Origin of the sequence: Streptomyces siamensis (genome assembly GCF_039543605.1) — a bacterium.
GTDB lineage: Bacteria > Actinomycetota > Actinomycetes > Streptomycetales > Streptomycetaceae > Streptomyces > Streptomyces siamensis.
The window spans coordinates 17,519-38,044 of the sequence record NZ_BAABKB010000008.1 but is presented as its reverse complement, the minus strand read 5'-3'; the positions used below and the strand labels follow the sequence as shown (position 1 = coordinate 38,044).

Annotated in this window: 17 protein-coding genes; 12 read left to right on the top strand and 5 right to left on the bottom strand. The window is 70.3% G+C overall.

Going from position 1 to position 20,526, the window contains the following annotated elements; all coding sequences use genetic code 11:
• The first annotated feature begins 13 nt into the window (after window positions 1-13).
• The 6 genes from ruvB (at window position 14) to ABEB03_RS14215 (ending at window position 8,131) form a co-directional block, all read left to right on the top strand.
• The gene (gene ruvB, locus ABEB03_RS14240) at window positions 14-1,108 is read left to right on the top strand and encodes a Holliday junction branch migration DNA helicase RuvB (protein ID WP_345647396.1); all 1,095 of its coding nucleotides are present in this window, start codon (window positions 14-16) and stop codon (window positions 1,106-1,108) included.
• A 163-nt stretch (window positions 1,109-1,271) separates the two neighbouring features.
• A complete protein-coding gene (gene yajC / locus ABEB03_RS14235; RefSeq protein ID WP_345647393.1) occupies window positions 1,272-1,772 on the top strand; it encodes a preprotein translocase subunit YajC in 501 nt (166 codons plus the stop codon).
• A 140-nt stretch (window positions 1,773-1,912) separates the two neighbouring features.
• Window positions 1,913-3,682 carry a protein translocase subunit SecD gene (gene secD, locus ABEB03_RS14230; protein WP_345647390.1) on the top strand — a complete coding sequence of 590 codons (1,770 nt, stop codon included), beginning with the start codon at window positions 1,913-1,915 and terminating at the stop codon, window positions 3,680-3,682.
• Between the two features lies 1 nt (window position 3,683).
• Window positions 3,684-4,799: a protein translocase subunit SecF gene (gene secF / locus ABEB03_RS14225; RefSeq protein WP_345647387.1), complete on the top strand. Its 1,116-nt coding sequence runs from the start codon at window positions 3,684-3,686 to the stop codon at window positions 4,797-4,799.
• Entirely contained in the window at window positions 4,796-5,335 is a 540-nt protein-coding gene (locus tag ABEB03_RS14220) for an adenine phosphoribosyltransferase (RefSeq protein ID WP_345647384.1), read from the top strand. Before secF ends, ABEB03_RS14220 begins: the two co-directional genes overlap by 4 nt.
• A 240-nt stretch (window positions 5,336-5,575) precedes the next feature.
• A complete protein-coding gene (locus ABEB03_RS14215) occupies window positions 5,576-8,131 on the top strand; it encodes a RelA/SpoT family protein (RefSeq protein WP_425589233.1) in 2,556 nt (851 codons plus the stop codon).
• 79 nt (window positions 8,132-8,210) lie between these two features.
• Here ABEB03_RS14215 and ABEB03_RS14210 read toward each other — a convergent pair whose 3' ends face one another.
• Both ABEB03_RS14210 and ABEB03_RS14205 read right to left on the bottom strand, forming a co-directional pair.
• Window positions 8,211-9,440, bottom strand: a complete 1,230-nt coding sequence (locus ABEB03_RS14210) for a DUF349 domain-containing protein (RefSeq protein ID WP_345647382.1) — start codon at window positions 9,438-9,440, stop codon at window positions 8,211-8,213.
• Window positions 9,441-9,575: 135 nt separating this feature from the next.
• Window positions 9,576-10,424, bottom strand: a complete 849-nt coding sequence (locus ABEB03_RS14205; protein ID WP_345647379.1) for a peptidylprolyl isomerase — start codon at window positions 10,422-10,424, stop codon at window positions 9,576-9,578.
• A 180-nt stretch (window positions 10,425-10,604) separates the two neighbouring features.
• Between ABEB03_RS14205 and ABEB03_RS14200 the strand changes: the two genes are divergently transcribed.
• Both ABEB03_RS14200 and hisS read left to right on the top strand, forming a co-directional pair.
• Window positions 10,605-11,312 (top strand): MBL fold metallo-hydrolase, encoded by a 708-nt coding sequence (locus ABEB03_RS14200; protein WP_345647376.1) that lies wholly within the window; start codon window positions 10,605-10,607, stop codon window positions 11,310-11,312.
• A gap of 13 nt (window positions 11,313-11,325) precedes the next feature.
• Window positions 11,326-12,588, top strand: a complete 1,263-nt coding sequence (hisS, locus tag ABEB03_RS14195; protein WP_345647373.1) for a histidine--tRNA ligase — start codon at window positions 11,326-11,328, stop codon at window positions 12,586-12,588.
• 257 nt (window positions 12,589-12,845) lie between these two features.
• On the opposite strand, the gene ABEB03_RS14190 is transcribed toward hisS, so the two are convergent.
• Together ABEB03_RS14190 and ABEB03_RS14185 are read right to left on the bottom strand one after the other, a co-directional pair.
• Entirely contained in the window at window positions 12,846-13,691 is an 846-nt protein-coding gene (locus tag ABEB03_RS14190; RefSeq protein WP_345647370.1) for an ABC transporter permease, read from the bottom strand.
• Complete coding sequence (locus tag ABEB03_RS14185) at window positions 13,688-14,554, bottom strand: ABC transporter ATP-binding protein (protein ID WP_345647367.1); 867 nt, start codon at window positions 14,552-14,554, stop codon at window positions 13,688-13,690. The genes ABEB03_RS14190 and ABEB03_RS14185 overlap by 4 nt, the downstream gene beginning before the upstream one ends.
• A gap of 139 nt (window positions 14,555-14,693) precedes the next feature.
• Between ABEB03_RS14185 and ABEB03_RS14180 the strand changes: the two genes are divergently transcribed.
• The 3 genes from ABEB03_RS14180 to rpsD all read left to right on the top strand — a co-directional run bounded on the left by ABEB03_RS14180 (window position 14,694) and on the right by rpsD (window position 17,730).
• Window positions 14,694-15,329 (top strand): vitamin K epoxide reductase family protein, encoded by a 636-nt coding sequence (locus ABEB03_RS14180; protein WP_345647364.1) that lies wholly within the window; start codon window positions 14,694-14,696, stop codon window positions 15,327-15,329.
• Between the two features lie 66 nt (window positions 15,330-15,395).
• Window positions 15,396-16,751 carry a replication-associated recombination protein A gene (locus ABEB03_RS14175; protein ID WP_345647361.1) on the top strand — a complete coding sequence of 452 codons (1,356 nt, stop codon included), beginning with the start codon at window positions 15,396-15,398 and terminating at the stop codon, window positions 16,749-16,751.
• A gap of 364 nt (window positions 16,752-17,115) precedes the next feature.
• A complete protein-coding gene (rpsD, locus tag ABEB03_RS14170; RefSeq protein WP_028803708.1) occupies window positions 17,116-17,730 on the top strand; it encodes a 30S ribosomal protein S4 in 615 nt (204 codons plus the stop codon).
• Window positions 17,731-17,760: 30 nt separating this feature from the next.
• Here rpsD and ABEB03_RS14165 read toward each other — a convergent pair whose 3' ends face one another.
• Window positions 17,761-19,929, bottom strand: a complete 2,169-nt coding sequence (locus ABEB03_RS14165; protein WP_345647357.1) for an ATP-binding protein — start codon at window positions 19,927-19,929, stop codon at window positions 17,761-17,763.
• Between the two features lie 136 nt (window positions 19,930-20,065).
• On the opposite strand from ABEB03_RS14165, the gene ABEB03_RS14160 reads away from it, so the two are divergent.
• Window positions 20,066-20,524 carry a DUF948 domain-containing protein gene (locus ABEB03_RS14160; protein ID WP_095933040.1) on the top strand — a complete coding sequence of 153 codons (459 nt, stop codon included), beginning with the start codon at window positions 20,066-20,068 and terminating at the stop codon, window positions 20,522-20,524.
• Window positions 20,525-20,526 lie beyond the last annotated feature (2 nt).

The following is a 20,526-nucleotide window of genomic DNA, read 5'->3' as shown; positions in this document are numbered from 1 at the left end:
CGAGGCACTTCACATGAACTGGGACGACACGACCGACGCGACCGCCGCCGAGGGGCTCGTCGGCCCCGCCGAGGAGCGGCTGGTGGACTCGGTCGCCGACCGCGAGGACCAGGCGGTCGAGGCCGCGCTGCGCCCGAAGGACCTGGGCGAGTTCATCGGCCAGGAGAAGGTCCGTGAGCAGCTCGACCTGGTCCTGCGGGCCGCACGCGCGCGTGGCGCCACCGCCGACCACGTGCTCCTCTCGGGTGCCCCCGGACTCGGCAAGACCACCCTGTCGATGATCATCGCGGCCGAGATGGGCGCCCCGATCCGCATCACCAGCGGCCCCGCCATCCAGCACGCCGGGGACCTCGCCGCGATCCTCTCCTCCCTCCAGGAGGGCGAGGTGCTCTTCCTCGACGAGATCCACCGCATGTCCAGGCCCGCCGAAGAGATGCTCTACATGGCGATGGAGGACTTCCGGGTCGACGTCATCGTCGGCAAGGGCCCCGGTGCCACGGCCATCCCGCTGGAACTGCCGCCGTTCACCCTGGTCGGCGCCACCACGCGCGCGGGCCTGCTGCCGCCCCCGCTGCGGGACCGCTTCGGCTTCACCGCCCACATGGAGTTCTACGAGCCCGCCGAGCTGGAGCGGGTCGTCCACCGTTCCGCGAGCCTCCTCGACGTCGAGATCGACCCGGACGGAGCCGCGGAGATCGCCGGACGTTCCCGGGGCACGCCCCGCATCGCCAATCGCCTGCTGCGCCGCGTGCGCGACTACGCCCAGGTCAAGGCGGACGGAGTGATCACCAGGGAGATCGCGGCGGCGGCCCTCCAGGTGTACGAGGTGGACGCCCGCGGCCTGGACCGCCTGGACCGCGGTGTCCTCGAGGCACTGCTCAAGCTCTTCGGCGGCGGCCCGGTGGGCCTGTCGACGCTCGCCGTCGCGGTGGGGGAGGAGCGTGAGACCGTGGAAGAGGTGGCCGAACCCTTCCTCGTCCGGGAAGGACTGCTCGCCCGTACGCCCCGTGGCCGGGTGGCCACACCGGCGGCATGGGCGCATCTCGGCCTCACCCCGCCCCGCCAGGCCACAGGTGGAAACGGACAACAGGACTTGTTCGGGGCGTGACGGCGCGGGGATGTGCCGGGGCAGGAACCCCGGTGCCATGCTGAGCGTTGTTCACTGAGTGCGGACTCGCTTAGACTCCGCCGATGCCGCCCTTGTCGACGGCATACATACCCCCAACCATCAGGCCGCCCTCCATTGCGGTCGTAGAAGGAAGTTCCGACCCGTGAGTCTCGTGACCCTCCTCCCGTTCATCGTGCTCATCGGGGCCATGTTCCTGATGACCCGGTCGGCCAAGAAGAAGCAGCAGCAGGCTGCGCAGATGCGCAACGACATGCAGCCCGGCTCCGGTGTCCGCACGATTGGTGGCATGTACGCAACCGTCAAGGAGGTCAACGAGGACACGGTCCTCCTTGACGCCGCCCCGGGGGTCGACCTGCTCTTCGCGAAGAACGCGATCGGCGCCGTCCTCACGGACGACGAGTACAACCGCATCGTCCACGGCATCGAGCACGACCTGAAGGCCGACGGTGCCGTCGTCCCGGACGACGCCTCCTCCCTCACCGAGACCGACGAGCCCGCCGCCGACGCCTCTTCCGACGCCTCCGACGACAAGCCCCTCGACCTCGGCAAGAAGGACGCGGCGGACGAGCCCGCCGAGGCGAAGGCCGACGACGCCGGCGCAGCGGAGCTGAAGAAGACCGACGGCGAGGCCGACGCGAAGTAGTCACGCCCCGGGAGCGCGGCGCGACCCGCTCGCGCCCCGCGCATCCGGGACGTGCTGTTCTCGCACGGAGTCCCGACACCATGTCATGGCCGCCCGCGCGCTGACCCGGCGCACGGTGGCCCGAGAGGGAGTACGAGAAGGTGGCAGCACCGAAGAAGGGCCGGAGCGCGAGCGCCCAGAGCAGGCCGGGGCGCTCGCTGGCCCTCATCCTGATCGCCATCGCGGCGCTCACCGGGGGGATGTTCCTCTCCGGGCACCCCACCCCGCGTCTCGGCATCGACCTCGCCGGCGGCACCAGCATCACGCTCGAGGCGAAGAACGAGCCCGGTCAGCCCAACGCGATCAACAAGACCAACATGGACACAGCGGTCGACATCATGAACCGCCGTGTCAATGGTCTCGGCGTGTCCGAGGCGGAGGTCCAGACGCAGGGCGACAGGAACATCATCGTCAACATTCCCAAGGGCACGAATTCCAAGCAGGCCCGGGAGCAGGTCGGCACCACCGCAAAGCTCTACTTCCGTCCGGTCCTGACCACCGAGGTCTCCGGAACCGACGCGTCGGCCAGCCCGTCGCCGAGCGGCAGCTCGTCGAACAAGGCCACCGACAAGGCCACCGACAAGGCGACGGACAAGGCGACGTCGTCGAGCTCCGCGACGCCGTCGGCCGGCGCCACCTCCCAGGGCCGCGTGGTCAGCGACGCCCTGAAGGCCGACACCACGCCGTCCGCGAGCGGCTCCGCGAGCACGTCGCCCTCCTCCAGCGCCTCGCCGTCGGCGAGCAGCAGCGTGGACCCGGGCACGGCCAAGCTCCAGGCCCAGTACGCCGCCCTCGACTGCACCGACAAGGCGGCCCGCGCCACGGCCGGTGACGGCGTCAAGCCGTCCGACCCCACCGTGGCCTGCGGTCAGAACTCGTCGGGCCAGTGGCAGAAGTACATCCTCGGCCCGGCCGAGGTGTCCGGCACGGACATCAAGAAGGCCGCCGCGGTCTACGACACGCAGAGCGCCGCGGGCTGGAAGGTCACCATGGACTTCACGTCCGGTGGCTCCAAGAAGTTCGCCAGCATCACCGGCAAGCTCGCCCAGAACCAGTCCCCGCAGAACCAGTTCGCCATCGTCCTCGACGGTGAGGTCGTCTCCGACCCGTACGTCAACCAGGCGCTGACCGGCGGCAACGCGGAGATCTCCGGAAGCTTCAGCCAGACCGAGGCCCAGGACCTGGCCAACATGCTGAAGTACGGCGCCCTGCCGCTCACCTTCAAGGAGGCGAGCGTCACCACCGTGACCGCCGCGCTCGGTGGTGAGCAGCTGCACGCCGGTCTGATCGCCGGTGCGATCGGCCTCGGCCTGGTCGTCATCTACCTGGTGGTCTACTACCGCGGCCTGTCGCTCATCGCGATCGCATCCCTGCTGGTGTCGGCCGTCCTCACCTACGTGATCATGTCGCTGCTCGGCCCGACCATCGGCTTCGCGCTGAACCTGCCGGCCGTCTGCGGTGCGATCGTCGCGATCGGTATCACGGCGGACTCGTTCATCGTGTTCTTCGAACGCATCCGTGACGAGATCCGCGAGGGCCGCACCCTGCGGCCCGCCGTCGAGCGCGCCTGGCCGCGCGCGCGGCGCACCATCCTGGTCTCCGACTTCGTGTCGTTCCTCGCCGCCGCGGTGCTCTTCATCGTCACGGTCGGCAAGGTCCAGGGCTTCGCGTTCACGCTCGGCCTGACCACCCTGCTCGACGTGGTCGTCGTCTTCTTCTTCACCAAGCCGCTGATGACGATCCTCGCCCGCAGGAAGTTCTTCTCGAGCGGCCACAGCTGGTCGGGTCTCGACCCGAAGCGACTGGGCGCCAAGCCGCCGCTGCGCCGCACCCGTCGCGCGTCCGCCCCCGTCGACACGAAGGAGGCGTGAGATGTCGAAACTCGGCACCCTCGGCGCCCGGCTCCACCGCGGCGAGATCGGCTACGACTTCGTCGGCAAGCGCAAGATCTGGTACGGCATCTCGATCCTGATCACCATCACGGCCATCCTCGGCCTGACGGTGCGCGGCCTGAACATGGGCATCGAGTTCCAGGGCGGAGCCGTCTTCACCACCGAGAAGACCAGCGTCTCGGTCACGCAGGCGGAGACGTTCGCGGAGGAGGCCTCCGGCCACGACGCGATCGTCCAGAAGCTCGGCAACGGCGGCCTGCGCATCCAGATCGCCGGCATCGACACCGACAAGTCCGACCAGATCAAGGACACGCTGGCCAAGGACCTGAACGTCAACGCCGAGAAGATCAACGCCGACCTGGTCGGCCCCAGCTGGGGTGACCAGATCGCCAACAAGGCCTGGCAGGGCCTGGCGATCTTCATGGTCCTCGTGGTGATCTACCTGGCCATCGCCTTCGAATGGCGCATGGCCGTCGCCGCGCTGGTCGCCCTGATCCACGACATCACCATCACGGTCGGCATCTACGCCCTGGTGGGCTTCGAGGTCACCCCGGGCACCGTGATCGGTCTGCTGACGATCCTCGGTTACTCGCTCTACGACACGGTCGTCGTCTTCGACAGCCTCAAGGAGCAGACGAAGGACATCACCAAGCAGACCCGCTTCACCTACAGCGACGTCGCCGACCGCTCGATCAACGGCACCCTGGTCCGGTCGATCAACACCACGGTGGTCGCGCTGCTCCCGGTCGCGGGCCTGCTGTTCATCGGTGGCGGTGTCCTCGGCGCGGGCATGCTCAACGACATCTCGCTGTCGCTGTTCGTCGGCCTCGCCGCCGGTGCGTACTCGTCGATCTTCATCGCCACGCCGCTCGTCGCCGACCTCAAGGAGCGCGAGCCGCAGATGAAGGCCCTGCGCAAGCGGGTCCTCGCCAAGCGGGCCCAGGCCGCCGCCAAGGGCGAGTCCCTGGAGCCCGAGGCCGTCGGAGTGCCGCTGGACGACGAGCCGGACGACGTCGCCCCGGCGGTCGTCGGCCCGCGCAACCAGCCCGCGTCCCGCAACCGCGGCCGCGGCCGTCCCTCGGGGAAGCGCCGATGACGGGCATCGAAGAACTGCTGCTCAGCCGCATCCGCGATGTGGCCGACTACCCGGAGCCGGGGGTGATGTTCAAGGACATCACCCCGCTCCTGGCGGACCCGGCCGCTTTCGGGGCGCTCACCGACGCCCTCGCCGACATCGCGGTGCGCAACGGCGCCACGAAGATCGTCGGCCTGGAGGCCCGGGGCTTCATCCTCGGTGCTCCGGTCGCGATCCGTGCCGGGCTCGGCTTCATCCCGGTCCGCAAGGCGGGCAAGCTGCCCGGTGCGACGCTGTCGCAGGCGTACGACCTGGAGTACGGCTCCGCCGAGATCGAGGTGCACGCCGAGGACCTGAGCGCGGGCGACCGCGTGCTCGTCGTCGACGACGTCCTGGCCACCGGCGGCACCGCCGAGGCCTCCCTCCGGCTGATCCGCCGGGCGGGCGCCGAGACCGCGGGTGTCGCCGTGCTGATGGAGCTCGGCTTCCTGGGCGGCCGGGGCCGTCTGGAGCCGGCGCTCCAGGGAGCTCCGCTGGAGGCGCTCCTCAAGGTCTGAGCGGACCCAGGACGCCGAGTCCGGCCGCCCCGTGGGAAACCCCCGGGAAAGGCCCTGGAAAGCCCTGAGACACCCGTAGGACACCGCGGAGGCGGGCCCGGAGGAATCCGGCGCCCGCCTCTTGCGTTGCTTGTGTATGAGGCCGTCCCAACGGCCGACAGCGAGTCCGACGCCCAGGATCGCTACCATGGGGTCTCCGGAGCCTGACCGGGGGACCCGGAACGCGCACGAGGAGCCCTCTTGCCAGACGAGGCCCAGCCACTCGCCCCCAGCGCCGAACGCCTGGGAGTCACCCCGTCCGCGAAGCCCGAGCGAGCCTCGGCGCCCGCGGACAGGCCCGCCAAGAACACCACCGGCGGGCCGGTCGAGCATGCCCAGGCGGCGCCCGACCGCAAGGCGGCCGAGCAGCCACGTCCCAAGCCCGTTCCTCCCGAGCGCCCCTCCGGCACGTCGGCGGTCCGCCCCGCGCCGGGGCAGCCCGCGCGCAGTGGCGGTTCCTCCAACCGCGTACGCGCCCGCCTCGCCCGTCTCGGCGTCCAGCGTTCCAACCCGTACAACCCGGTTCTGGAGCCGCTGCTGCGGATAGTGCGCAGCAACGACCCGAAGATCGAGACGGCGACCCTCCGGCAGATCGAGAAGGCCTACCAGGTCGCCGAGCGCTGGCACCGCGGCCAGAAGCGCAAGAGCGGCGACCCGTACATCACGCATCCGCTCGCCGTGACCACCATCCTCGCCGAGCTCGGCATGGACCCGGCGACGCTGATGGCGGGCCTGCTGCACGACACCGTCGAGGACACCGAGTACGGCCTGGACACCCTGCGCCGCGACTTCGGCGACCAGGTCGCCCTCCTCGTCGACGGCGTCACCAAGCTCGACAAGGTCAAGTTCGGCGAGGCCGCGCAGGCCGAGACCGTGCGCAAGATGGTCGTCGCCATGGCCAAGGACCCCCGCGTCCTGGTCATCAAGCTCGCCGACCGCCTGCACAACATGCGCACCATGCGCTACCTCAAGCGCGAGAAGCAGGAGAAGAAGGCCCGCGAGACCCTGGAGATCTACGCTCCGCTGGCGCACCGCCTGGGCATGAACACCATCAAGTGGGAGCTGGAGGACCTCGCCTTCGCGATCCTCTACCCCAAGATGTACGACGAGATCGTGCGCCTGGTCGCCGAGCGCGCCCCCAAGCGCGACGAGTACCTCGCCATAGTGACCGACGAGGTCCAGTCCGACCTGCGGGCGGCCCGGATCAAGGCGACGGTCACCGGCCGCCCGAAGCACTACTACTCCGTCTACCAGAAGATGATCGTCCGCGGCCGTGACTTCGCGGAGATCTACGACCTGGTGGGCATCCGCGTCCTGGTCGACACCGTCCGGGACTGCTACGCCGCTCTCGGCACCGTGCACGCGCGATGGAACCCGGTCCCCGGCCGGTTCAAGGACTACATCGCGATGCCCAAGTTCAACATGTACCAGTCGCTGCACACGACGGTGATCGGCCCCAACGGCAAGCCGGTCGAACTGCAGATCCGCACCTTCGACATGCACCGCCGCGCCGAGTACGGCATCGCCGCGCACTGGAAGTACAAGCAGGAGACCGTCGCCGGCACCTCCAAGATCCGCACCGACGTGCCCCGGGCCGCGAAGGGCAGCGCCGGCCAGGACACGGTCAACGACATGGCGTGGCTGCGCCAGTTGCTCGACTGGCAGAAGGAGACCGAGGACCCGAGCGAGTTCCTGGAGTCCCTGCGCTTCGACCTGTCCCGCAACGAGGTCTTCGTCTTCACTCCCAAGGGCGACGTCATAGCGCTCCCGGCGGGTGCCACACCGGTCGACTTCGCGTACGCGGTCCACACGGAGGTCGGCCACCGGACGATAGGCGCACGCGTCAACGGACGCCTGGTACCGCTCGAATCCACCCTGGACAACGGCGACTTGGTGGAGGTCTTCACCTCCAAGGCCACCGGCGCGGGTCCCTCCCGCGACTGGCTCGGCTTCGTGAAGTCGCCGCGCGCCCGCAACAAGATCCGCGCCTGGTTCTCCAAGGAGCGCCGCGACGAGGCGATCGAGCACGGCAAGGACGCCATCGCGCGTGCGATGCGCAAGCAGAACCTGCCGATCCAGCGCATCCTCACCGGCGACTCCCTGGTCACCCTCGCGCACGAGATGCGCTACCCGGACATCTCGTCCCTGTACGCGGCGATCGGCGAGGGACACGTCACCGCGCAGAGCGTCGTGCAGAAGCTGGTGCAGGCACTCGGCGGCGAGGAGGCGGCCACCGAGGAGATCGACGAGGCCGTTCCGCCGGCCCGCGGACGCGGACGCAAGCGCCGCTCCAACGCCGATCCGGGTGTGGTCGTCAAGGGCGTCGAGGACGTGTGGGTCAAGCTCGCCCGTTGTTGTACGCCGGTGCCGGGCGACCCGATCATCGGGTTCGTCACGCGCGGCAGCGGCGTCTCGGTGCACCGCAGCGACTGCGTCAACGTCGACTCGCTGTCCCGTGAGCCGGAGCGCATCCTCGACGTCGAGTGGGCGCCCACGCAGTCCTCGGTCTTCCTGGTGGCCATACAGGTCGAGGCACTGGACCGCTCGCGGCTCCTGTCGGACGTCACCCGTGTCCTGTCGGACCAGCACGTGAACATCCTGTCCGCGGCCGTGCAGACGTCCCGCGACCGGGTCGCCACCTCGCGCTTCACCTTCGAGATGGGCGACCCCAAGCACCTGGGTCACGTCCTGAAGGCGGTCAGGGGCGTCGAGGGCGTGTACGACGTCTACCGCGTGACCTCGGCCCGCAGGCCGTAACGGCGGGCCGCGCCCGGACGGCACACGAGAGGGGCTCCCGTACGCACCGTACGGGAGCCCCTCTCGTGTCGCCGACGTGTCAGCCGCCGAACTCCTGCAGACCCTTCAGGGCCTGGTCGAGCAGCGCCTGACGACCGTCGAGCTCCTTCTGGAGCTTGTCGGCCTTCGCGGTGTTGCCCGCCGAGCGTGCCGCCTCGATCTGGCCCTGGAGCTTGTCCACGGCGGCCTGGAGCTGTCCGGTCAGACCCTCGGCACGCGCGCGTGCCTCCGGGTTGGTCCGGCGCCACTCGGCCTCCTCGGACTCCTGGAGAGCCCGCTCCACCGCGTGCATCCGGCCCTCGACCTTCGGGCGGGCGTCGCGTGGCACGTGACCGATGGCCTCCCAGCGCTCGTTGATCGAGCGGAAGGCGGCGCGGGCCGCCTTCAGGTCGGTCACCGGGACGAGCTTCTCGGCCTCCTCGGCCAGCTCCTCCTTGAGCTTCAGGTTCTCCGACTGCTCCGCGTCGCGCTCGGCGAAGACCGAGCTGCGGGCCGCGAAGAACACGTCCTGGGCGCCGCGGAAGCGGTTCCACAGGTCGTCCTCGTGCTCGCGCTGCGCCCGGCCGGCGGCCTTCCAGTCCGCCATCAGCTCGCGGTAGCGGGCGGCCGTCGGACCCCAGTCCGTCGAACCGGACAGCGCCTCGGCCTCCGCGACCAGCTTCTCCTTGGTCTTGCGGGCCTCCTCGCGCTGCGCGTCCAGCGACGCGAAGTGCGCCTTGCGGCGCTTGGAGAACGCCGAGCGCGCGTGCGAGAAGCGGTGCCACAGCTCGTCGTCCGACTTGCGGTCGAGCCGCGGCAGGCCCTTCCAGGTGTCCACCAGCGCGCGCAGTCGCTCGCCGGCCGCCCGCCACTGGTCGCTCTGCGCGAGCTCCTCGGCCTCGACGACCAGCGCTTCCTTGGCGTGCCGCGCCTCGTCCGACTGCTTGGCCCGCTGGGCCTTGCGCTCCTCGCGGCGCGACTCGACCGTCTCGACGAGTTTGTCCAGCCGTCCGCGCAGCACGTCCAGATCACCGACCGCGTGGTGGGCGTCCACCTGCTCGCGGATGTGATCGATGGCGGTCTGGGCGTCCTTCGCCGACAGGTCGGTGGTCTTCACTCGCTTCTCGAGGAGGCCGATCTCGACAACCAGGCCCTCGTACTTGCGCTCGAAGTAGGCCAACGCCTCCTCGGGGGAGCCGGCCTGCCAGGAACCGACGACCTGCTCGCCGTCGGCCGTACGCACGTACACGGTCCCCGTCTCGTCGACGCGGCCCCACGGGTCGCTGCTCACAGCGCCTCCTCCACATGATGCCTGCGAGGGGCGTCGTAGCCCCCTGGCATCGTCCACAGTTTCGTCACCGCCAACATAGGCGACCAGCGGGTTGCCTGTCCGCATCCCGCGCGACCGAAGTTCCCCTGTTGACGGTCAGGATTTGGTGATGGTCGCCTTGTCGATCACCACGGTCGCGTTCGGTGCGGTGTTGCCGGTCTGAGGATCGGCGGGCTGAGCACCGGCGGCGGCGATCTTCTTGAGGACCTTCATCCCCGCCTCGGACATCGTGCCGAACGGTGTGTAGTCGGGCGGCAGCTGACTGTCCTGGTAGACCAGGAAGAACTGGCTGCCGCCGGTGTTGCGGCCCTTCTGCGTCTGGGGGTTGTACTGGTTCGCCATCGCGACGGTGCCCGCCGGATACACGTTGCCCTTCAGGCTTTTGTCCTTCAGGTTCTCGTCCGGGATGGTGTACCCGGGGCCGCCGGCGCCGGTGCCCTGCGGGTCGCCGCACTGGAGCACGTAGATGCCGTCGGTGGTGAGCCGGTGGCACTTGGTGTGGTCGAAGTAGCCCTTGCCGGCGAGGAAGTCGAACGAGTTGACCGTGTGCGGGGCCGCCGAGGCCTTCAGCGCGATGTCTATGTCACCGCAGGTCGTCGCCATCTTCATCGTGTAGTCCGCGGACTTGTCGATGGTGAGCGCCGGCTCCTTCTTCCAGCTCAGCTGCTTCACCTTGCCGTCCGGGGCCTTCTCGCACGGGTCGGGCGCCTGGCTCGGCGCCGAGGGGGTCGGCGTCACCTCCGCGCCCGCGTTGGCCTTCTTGTCGTCGTTCTTGAAGACCCCGGTCGCGTACGACACCACACTGCCCACCACGACCACGCCGAGCACCGAGGCGACGATCGCGTTGCGCGTGTGTGTCTTGCGCCGTGCGGCCGTACGCCGCTGCTGCTGTCGCAAGAACTTCTCCCGGGCGAGCTGACGCCGCCGCTGTTCCTGGCTGACCACCGGGTTTTCTCCTCATGCGTCTCGTACGTCAAGTGGGACGCGTGCGTCTTGTGAGCCGACCGCCTGCGTGTGCCCCGTACCGTATATGGGTTCGCTGAGGAATCGGCAGCGCCGGTAGGCTCTGACCACAGCCGCCCACCCCGTACGACACCAGCGCGTACGCCACCACGAAGGACGATCGTGCTCATTGCCGGGTTCCCCGCCGGGGCCTGGGGGACCAACTGTTACCTGGTCGCCCCCGCCGCGGGTGAGGAGTGCGTGATCATCGACCCGGGCCATCAGGCCGCCCAGGGAGTCGAGGACGCACTCAAGAAGCATCGGCTCAAGCCCGTCGCGGTCATCCTGACCCATGGCCACATCGACCACGTCGCCTCGGTCGTCCCGGTCTGCGGAGCTCACGACGTACCGGCCTGGATCCACCCCGAGGACCGGTACATGATGAGCGACCCGGAGAAGGCGCTCGGCCGTTCCATCGGCATGCCGCTCATGGGCGAGCTGACCGTGGGGGAGCCCGACGACGTCAAGGAGCTCTCCGACGGCGCGCGGCTGGAGCTGGCGGGCCTCGACCTCTCCGTCGCGCACGCGCCGGGCCATACCAAGGGGTCGGTGACGTTCCGGATGCCGGAGGCCGCGGACGTCCCGTCCGTGTTCTTCTCCGGGGATCTGCTCTTCGCCGGCTCCATCGGACGCACCGACCTGCCCGGCGGCGACATGGCCGACATGCTCGACTCGCTGGCCCGTGTGTGCCTTCCGCTCGACGACTCGACCGTGGTGCTGTCCGGCCACGGCCCCCAGACGACCATCGGCCAGGAGCGCGCCACCAACCCGTATCTGCGGCAGGTGGCCGCCGGCCAAGGGAGCGTGGACGCTCCCCGACGAGGAATGTGACGAGAGACTTTCCGTGAGCACCTTCAAGGCCCCCAAGGGCACGTACGACCTGATCCCGCCGGCGTCCGCGACGTATCTGGCCGTCCGCGAGGCCATCGCCGCACCGCTGCGCAACTCCGGCTACGGCTACATCGAGACGCCCGGCTTCGAGAACGTCGAACTGTTCGCGCGCGGCGTCGGTGAGTCCACCGACATCGTGACCAAGGAGATGTACGCCTTCGAGACCAAGGGCGGCGACCGGCTGGCCCTGCGTCCGGAGGGCACCGCCTCCGTACTGCGCGCGGCGCTGGAGGCGAACCTGCACAAGGCGGGCAACCTCCCCGTCAAGCTCTGGTACTCGGGCTCCTACTACCGTTACGAGCGTCCGCAGAAGGGCCGTTACAGGCACTTCTCGCAGGTCGGTGCCGAGGCGATCGGTGCCGAGGACCCGGCTCTGGACGCCGAGCTCATCATCCTGGCGGACCAGGCCTACCGGTCGCTCGGACTGCGCAACTTCCGGATCCTGCTGAACTCGCTCGGCGACAAGGAGTGCCGCCCCGTGTACCGGGCGGCCCTGCAGGACTTCCTGCGCGGCCTCGACCTGGACGAGGACACCCTGCGTCGTGCGGAGATCAACCCGCTGCGCGTCCTCGACGACAAGCGGGACGACGTGCAGAAGCAGCTGGTCGGCGCGCCGCTGCTGCGGGACTACCTGTGCGACGCGTGCAAGGCGTACCACGAGGAGGTGCGCGAGCTGATCAGCGCCGAGGGCGTCTCCTTCGAGGACGACCCGAAGCTGGTGCGCGGACTCGACTACTACACCCGGACGACCTTCGAGTTCGTCCACGACGGCCTGGGCTCCCAGTCCGCGGTCGGCGGAGGCGGGCGTTACGACGGTCTCTCCGAGATGATCGGCGGCCCCGCGCTGCCGTCGGTGGGCTGGGCGCTGGGCGTCGACCGCACGGTCCTCGCCCTGGAGGCCGAGGGCGTCTCGCTCGAACTCCCCGCGTCGACCAGTGTGTTCGCGGTGCCGCTCGGCGAGGAGGCCCGCCGGGTGCTCTTCGCCAAGGTGACGGAGCTGCGCAGGCGCGGTGTCGCCGCCGACTTCTCGTACGGCGGCAAGGGGCTGAAGGGCGCGATGAAGAACGCCAACCGGTCCGGGGCCCGTTACACGGTCGTGGCCGGTGAGCGCGATCTCGCCGAGGGCGTCGTGCAGCTCAAGGACATGGAGTCCGGCGAGCAGGTCGCGGTGGGCCTCGACGACCTCGTCGCCGAGCTGACGTCCCGGCTGGGCTGAACCGCCACCCGGGGCCGCGGCCCCGGACCCCGCTCCGCCGAACGCAGGAGGGGCCGAGTACCGGCCCCTCCGGCGTTCGGGAGCGGGCGGGAGCGCAGGACGACGGCCTCGGGACCTGCGGCGGTCGCGGCGGCGCGGTCGACGTCGAGCGCGGCCTCGTGTGCCGGGCGTCGACGCGAGGCGGAAGTCCCGGAGCCGGAACGAGCGCTCCCGGTGTGCGAACCGCGAGCCCCGCCCGGCCGTTCGTCCGGCGGGGTTCATCCGTCGCGCCGGTTCTTCCACCGGAAGGTCAGCCGGCACAGCAGCAATCCGCCGACGCACCACGCCCCGAGCACCAGGGCGATCCGCCCGAACTCCCAGTCACCCGCCTGTTCCAGGACCTTCGCCGACTCGGGCAGGAACACCCCGCGCAGTCCCTGGCACATCCACTTGAGCGGGAACGCGGCGCCGATGTTCAGCATCCAGTCCGGGATGGTGTCGATGGAGATGTACACCCCGGAGATGAACTGGAGCACCAGGAAGGGCAGGACGACGACCGAGGTGGCGCTCTTCCCGGACTTGGGCACCGAGCTGATCGCGATGCCGAGCAGGGCGCACGCGGTGAGTCCCAGCACGAAGATCCAGCCGAACTCGGCCCACTTTCCGGCATCCGAGGGCAGCTCCACGTCGTACAGCGTGGTGCCCACGGTGAGCAGTACGGCGGTCTCCAGCGCGCCGGTGACCAGGACGAGCCAGATCTTGCCGAGGAAGTAGGCGGCAGGCGGCATGGGTGTGCCGCGCAGTCGGCGCAGCACCTTCTCGTCCCTCTCGATCGCGATGGAGATGCCGAGGGACTGGAAACTCGTCGACATGATGCCGGCGGCCATCATCGCGGGGACGTAGAGCTGGGAGGCGGTGATCCCCGCGCCCCGCACGTCGTCGCTGAAGATCGACGCGAAGAGGAAGAGGAACACGACCGGGAAGGCGAAGGTGAACACGACCTGGTCGCGCTGACGGAAGAACTGCCTGATCTCCAGGGCGCCCCGGTGCAGGCCGAGTCCCCAGGCCCCGGGCAGCCGGTCCGAGCGGGTCCCACCACGTGGGCGTACGGCGGTCGTGGTCATCGCGCGTTCTCCTGTCCGGTCAGCCGCAGATAGACGTCCTCCAAGGTCGGGCGGGTCACCCGCAGCCCCGGGATCTCCCCGTCGAAGCGGTGCATGAGCTCCGCGACGGTCCGGGTCGGGGTGGCGGTGCGTTCGGTGCGCGGGGTGCCGTCCTGCTCGGTCCACGCGACCGTCGCCTCCGTGCCGAAGCGCTCCCGCAGCGCGGCCGGCTCGCCCTCGGCGACGATCCGGCCCCGTGCGACGACGGCGAGCCGGTCCGCGAGCGCCTCCGCCTCCTCCAGGTAGTGCGTCGTGAGCAGGATCGTCGTGCCTTCGTCGGCCAGCAGGCGGATCAGGTCCCAGAACTGCCGCCGCGCGGCCGGGTCGAAGCCGGTGGTGGGCTCGTCCAGGAGCAGCAGCTCGGGCCCGCCGATCACGCCGAGGGCGACGTCGAGCCGCCTGCGCTGGCCGCCCGAGAGCGACTTGATCCGGCTGTCGGCCTTCGCCTGGAGACCGACCAGCGCGATGACCTCCTCGGGATCACGGGGATTCGGGTAATACCGGGCGAAATGCTGCACGGATTCGCGCACCGTCAACTCGGCGGGCGCCGATTCGTCCTGCCAGACGATCCCGACCCGCGAGCGCCACGCGCGCGTGCCCGTCGCGGGGTCCGAACCGAGCACCGACACCTCGCCCGCGTCCCGCCCGCGGTTGCCCTGGAGGATCTCCACCGTGGTGCTCTTGCCGGCGCCGTTCGGCCCGAGCAGGCCGAACACCTCGCCCTGCCGTATGCCGAGATCGATGCCGTCGACGGCGGTCACGTCCCCGTACTGCTTGCGCAGCCCCCGTACGTCCACCGCGAGTTGCTTCGCGTGTGCTGTCATGCCGACGAGCCTCCCCCCGAACCGAGCGTTCCGGGACCTCCGTGCGTACCTCCTTATGTCCATCGAACGGTGGACACGGGGGAGGGTGCGGCACAATGACCGTGCCCGCAGGCCCCCTTCGAACTACGGAAACGGCGTGATGAGCAAGACGACAGTGAAGGACGTCTCGACCGGCCGGGAAGAGAGCGTCGCCCCCCGCACGACCGGCGGCAGTCGCGCGTTCGCCCTGATGCTGGTGATCACCGGAGCCGCCGGGCTGCTCGCCGCCTGGGTCATCACGATCGACAAGTTCAAACTGCTGGAGAACCCGAACTTCGTGCCCGGGTGCAGCCTGAACCCGGTCGTCTCCTGCGGCAACATCATGAAGAGCGACCAGGCCTCCGCCTTCGGGTTCCCCAACCCGATGCTGGGACTGGTGGCCTACGGCATCGTCGTCTGTGTCGGCATGAGCCTGCTGGCGCGCGCGACCTTCCCGCGCTGGTACTGGCTCACCTTCAACGCCGGCACGCTCTTCGGCGTCGGATTCTGCACCTGGCTGCAGTTCCAGTCGCTCTACCGCATCAACTCGCTCTGCCTGTGGTGCAGCCTCGCCTGGGTCGCCACGATCATCATGTTCTGGTACGTGACCTCGTCCAACGTGCGCAACGACTTCCTGCCCGCCCCGCGCTGGCTGAAGAGCTTCCTCGGCGAGTTCACCTGGGTCCTGCCGACCCTGCACATCGGCATCATCGGCATGCTGATCCTGACCCGCTGGTGGGACTTCTGGACCAGCTGACCCCGCCCCGGTCCCCGAGACCCGGCCCGGACGGCGTTGTCAGTGGCGTGACATAGGGTTTTCCCCGTGGAGCCCGACCTGTTCACCGCCGCAGCCGAAGAACGCCAGGAGAAGGACCCGTCCAGCAGCCCCCTGGCCGTCCGGATGCGCCCGCGCACCCTCGACGAAGTCGTGGGCCAGCAGCATCTGCTGAAGCCGGGCTCCCCCCTGCGCAGACTCGTCGGCGAGGGGAACGGCGGGCCGGCCGGTCCCTCCTCGGTGATCCTCTGGGGCCCACCCGGCACCGGCAAGACCACCCTCGCGTACGTCGTGTCCAAGGCCACGAACAAGCGCTTCGTGGAACTGTCGGCGATCACCGCGGGCGTGAAGGAGGTACGCGCCGTCATCGACGGGGCACGCCGCGCCACCGGCGGCTTCGGCAAGGAGACCGTCCTCTTCCTCGACGAGATCCACCGCTTCAGCAAGGCGCAGCAGGACTCCCTGCTGCCGGCCGTGGAGAACCGCTGGGTCACGCTGATCGCCGCCACCACCGAGAACCCGTACTTCTCGGTGATCTCCCCCCTGCTCTCCCGCTCCCTGCTCCTCACCCTCGAACCCCTCACCGACGACGACCTGCGCGGCCTGCTGCGCCGCGCCCTCGCCGACGAGCGTGGCCTCAAGGAGACCGTCACCCTCCCCGAGGACACCGAGGACCACCTGCTGCGGATCGCCGGCGGCGACGCCCGCCGCGCCCTGACCGCCCTGGAGGCCGCCGCGGGCGCGGCGCTCGACAAGGGCGAGACGGAGATCGGCCTCCAGACCCTGGAGGAGACCGTCGACCGCGCCGCCGTGAAGTACGACCGCGACGGCGACCAGCACTACGACGTGGCGAGCGCCCTGATCAAATCCATCCGCGGCTCCGACGTCGACGCCGCGCTGCACTACCTGGCCCGGATGATCGAGGCCGGTGAGGACCCCCGCTTCATCGCCCGGCGCCTGATGATCTCCGCCAGCGAGGACATCGGCCTCGCCGACCCGAACGCGCTGCCCATAGCCGTCGCCGCCGCCCAGGCGGTCGCCATGATCGGCTTCCCCGAGGCCGCGCTCACCCTCAGCCACGCCACCATCGCCCTCGCCCTGGCCCCCAAGTCCAACTCCGCGACCACGGCGATCGGCGCCGCGATGGAGGACGTGCGCAAGGGGCACGCGGGCCCGGTGCCACCGCACCTGCGCGACGGCCACTACAAGGGCGCGGCCAAGCTGGGCCACGCCCAGGGGTACGTGTATCCGCACGACCTGCCCGAAGGCATCGCGGCTCAGCAGTACGCGCCGGAGGAGCTCAAGGACCGCGAGTACTACACCCCGACCAGGCACGGTGCCGAGGCGCGGTACGCGGACGCGGTGGAGTGGACCCGCAAGCATCTCGGGCGGGGCAGACCCTGACACCGGCCCGGCGCACCCTCCGGTCGAGAGGGCGCCGGAACCCCCTGTAGGATGACCCGCAGCGCTGCGTCCCGTGTCCGACTCCGGTCGGCACCACCAGAACGGGACATCCAGCCGGAGCCCCTGCCTTGACGGGGGGATTCCAGGAGCGTCGCGCACCGTCGAAGGTGTCGCGGGCAGCCCACCACCACCCGGTCACCGGGACGGTCGGTGGGCCACTCGCGTGCTGCACGTATGTGCCCAGACCAGGGAGCGGCTGCCCGGCAGGTCCGCAAGGGCCCGCAGGGTTTCCCAGGCTGCGGATGCGACCTCCCCTAACCCTGGTGAAGCCGTATTCAGATCAGAAACATGAGGTGTTTGGTTCATGGCGAACCAGTCCCGCCCCAAGGTCAAGAAGTCGCGTGCCCTCGGCATCGCGCTGACCCCGAAGGCCGTCAAGTACTTCGAGGCCCGTCCCTACCCGCCGGGTGAGCACGGCCGCGGCCGCAAGCAGAACTCGGACTACAAGGTCCGTCTGCTCGAGAAGCAGCGTCTGCGCGCGCAGTACGACGTGTCCGAGCGCCAGCTCGTCCGCGCCTACGAGCGTGCCGCCAAGACGCAGGGCAAGACCGGTGAGGCTCTGGTCATCGAGCTCGAGCGCCGTCTCGACGCGCTGGTCCTGCGTTCGGGCATCGCCCGCACGATCTACCAGGCCCGCCAGATGGTCGTCCACGGCCACATCGAGGTCAACGGCCAGAAGGTCGACAAGCCCTCGTTCCGTGTCCGTCCCGACGACGTCGTGATGGTCCGTGAGCGCAGCCGCGAGAAGCCGCTGTTCCAGGTCGCGCGTGAGGGTGGCTTCGCCCCCGACGGCGAGACCCCGCGCTACCTCCAGGTGAACCTCCGCGCCCTGGCCTTCCGCCTGGACCGTGAGCCGAACCGCAAGGAGATCCCGGTGATCTGCGACGAGCAGCTCGTCGTCGAGTACTACGCCCGCTGATCCACCTGCGGACGTAGCACCACCTGCGCGTCAGCCCGTCGTCTCCCCGCCCTTCGAGGTGGGCGAGACGGCGGGCTCGCGCATGTCCGGGGGCAGCCGGGGCGGCGAGGGGACCGCACCGAGCGGCGGCGGCCCCGTCCGGCCCAGCGCCCGGACCACCGCCGCCTCCCGCCCGAGCAGCGCACCCTCCCGGACGCACTCCGCGTACCGCGCGTCCCCCAGGTGCTCCCGGGCCAGCGCCTCGCACCGCTCGTGCGGCGCGTTGTAGTACGTCGAGCCGAAGAGCGGCAGGCCCACCGACGGCCACATCCGCGACGCCGCGCCCTGGAGCACCGCCGCCTCGGCCGGATCGCCCTCCACCGCCGTGACCAGGGCGAGCACCTCCACCGCGAGGACGGTGCCGAGCAGATCGTGGAAGGTGTGCGCGATGGCCAGGCACTCCCGCAGCAGCTGCCGGGTCCGCGCCGCGTCGCCCTCGGTCAGCGCCTGGTACGCGAGGACGTACAGCGCATAGGCCAGGGCCCAGCGCTCCCCATGGTCCTCGCAGACCCGCCGGACGTCCTCGCACAACCTCACCGCGCCCGGCAGATCGCCCTGGAAGGCCAGCGTCATCGCGAGTTCGACCTGCCCCATCAGCACATTGCTGTTCAGCTCGCCGATCTCGTGATACCGGTCCAGCGCCGAGCGCAGCAGGGTCTCCGCGCGCGCCATGTCGTCGGTGACCAGCGCCAGACAGCCGGTGCGGTGCTCCGCGTAGGCCACAGCCGTGGCGTTCCCGGTGCGCTCCGCCTCCTCCCGGCACTCCTGGAGCGCGGACAGCGCGGGCACCGTGTCGCCCTGGAGGACCGCGATGTAGCCGAGCACCCACAGCGCCTTCAGCCGCGACTGGTCGCGGTCGCCGTCCAGGTCCACGCTGCGCTCCAGCCAGTGCCTGCCCTCCGAGAGCCGCCCGCAGCCGACCCAGTAGAACCACAGGGTGCCCGCCAGATACTGGCCCAGATGCGCGTCGCCCGGCTCGGTCAGACAGTGCTCCAGAGCGCGGCGCAGATTCGGCAGCTCCGACTCGACGCGTACTGCGACCTCGCTCTGCCGCGGCGAGAACCAGTCCAGCTCGCACCAGGTGGCCAGGCCCATGTACCAGTCGCGGTGGCGGCGGCGCAGCCGGTCGGCGTCGCCCGTCGCCTCCAGCCAGTCCGCCCCGTACACCCGGACCGTCTCCAGCATGCGATAGCGCACACCCGCCACCGTCTCCTCACGCGACAGCACGGACTGCGCGAGGAGCTCGCCCAGCACGTCGAGGACGCGGTCGGCGGCCAGCCCCTCGCCGCTGCACACGTACTCCGCGGCCTCCAGGTCGAACTGCCCGGCGAACACCGACAGCCGTGACCACAGCAGCCGCTCCTCGGGCGTGCACAGCTCGTGGCTCCAGCCGATCGCCGTGCGCAGCGTCCGGTGCCGCGCCGCGGCGTCGCGCGCACCCCCGGTCAGCAGCCGGAAGCGGTCCTCCAGCCGGGAGAGCAACTGCGCGGGCGAGAGGGCGTTCAGACGTCCCGCCGCCAGCTCGACGGCGAGCGGGATCCCGTCGAGGCGCCGGCACAGCTCCGCCACCTCCGACCGGTTGCCGTCGTGCACCGCGAAGCCGGGCAGCCGGGCCGCGGCCCGGTCCGCGAACAGCTCGGCGGCGTCCGGCCCGGGCAGCGGCGCCAGCGGGAACAGCCGCTCGCCCGCGACACCCAGCGGTCTGCGCCCCACGGCTAGCACCCGCAGTCCCGGCGCCCCGCGCAGCAGCCCGCCCACCAGCGAGGCGCTCACGTCCACCAGATGCTCGAACCCATCGAGAACCAGGAGGAGTTGGCGTTCGGCGAGGTGGTCGAGGAGCGTCTCGCGCGGCGGTCGCGACGTCTGGTCCGTCAGGCCGAGGCCCTCGACGACCGCGTACTCGACGAGGCCCGGGTCACGGATCGCGGACAGGTCCACGCGCCACACCCCGTCGCGCGGCTCGACCCGGGCCGCGGCACGTACCGCCAGTCTCGACTTGCCGACGCCTCCCATACCGGTGACGGTCACCAGCCGCGCCGCGCCCAGGGCCCCGGCCAGCCCGGCCAGTTCGGCCGAGCGCCCCACGAACGCGTCGAGTTCCAGGGGCAGATTGCCTGGCACCGGACCACCGGCGCCCCGAGGGCGGTGAGAGCGCTGCATGGGACACGGAGAGTACTGATCCGTAAGCGTTCCGTACAATCACTTCCCGCAACTCCGCACGGGGCGGGCGGTAATGCGGTACGGAGCGGCGGCCCCGGCGCGATAGGCTCGGGGGACGACTTTTCGATGTTCAGGCATGCAGTCAGGGAGCGGGTGCACAGTGTCCGGTGGAGAGGTGGCCGGGATCCTCGTGGCCGTCTTCTGGGCGATCCTGGTCTCCTTCCTCGCCGTCGCTCTGGCGAGGCTGGCCCAGACGCTCAGGGCGACGACCAAGCTCGTCGCGGACGTGACCGAACAGGCAGTCCCGCTCCTGGCCGACGCGTCCGCCGCGGTGCGGTCCGCGCAGACGCAGATCGACCGGGTCGACGCCATCGCGTCGGACGTCCAGGAGGTCACGTCGAACGCGTCGGCGCTGTCGACCACCGTCGCCTCCACCTTCGGCGGCCCCCTGGTGAAGGTCGCGGCGTTCGGCTACGGCGTGCGGCGTGCCATCGGAGGCCGTCGTGAGAATGTGCCCGAGAAGGCCCCCCGACGTACCGTGATCGTGGGCCGCACCGTCCCGTCCGCGCGACGGAGCAAGCGGAAGAAGGACTGACG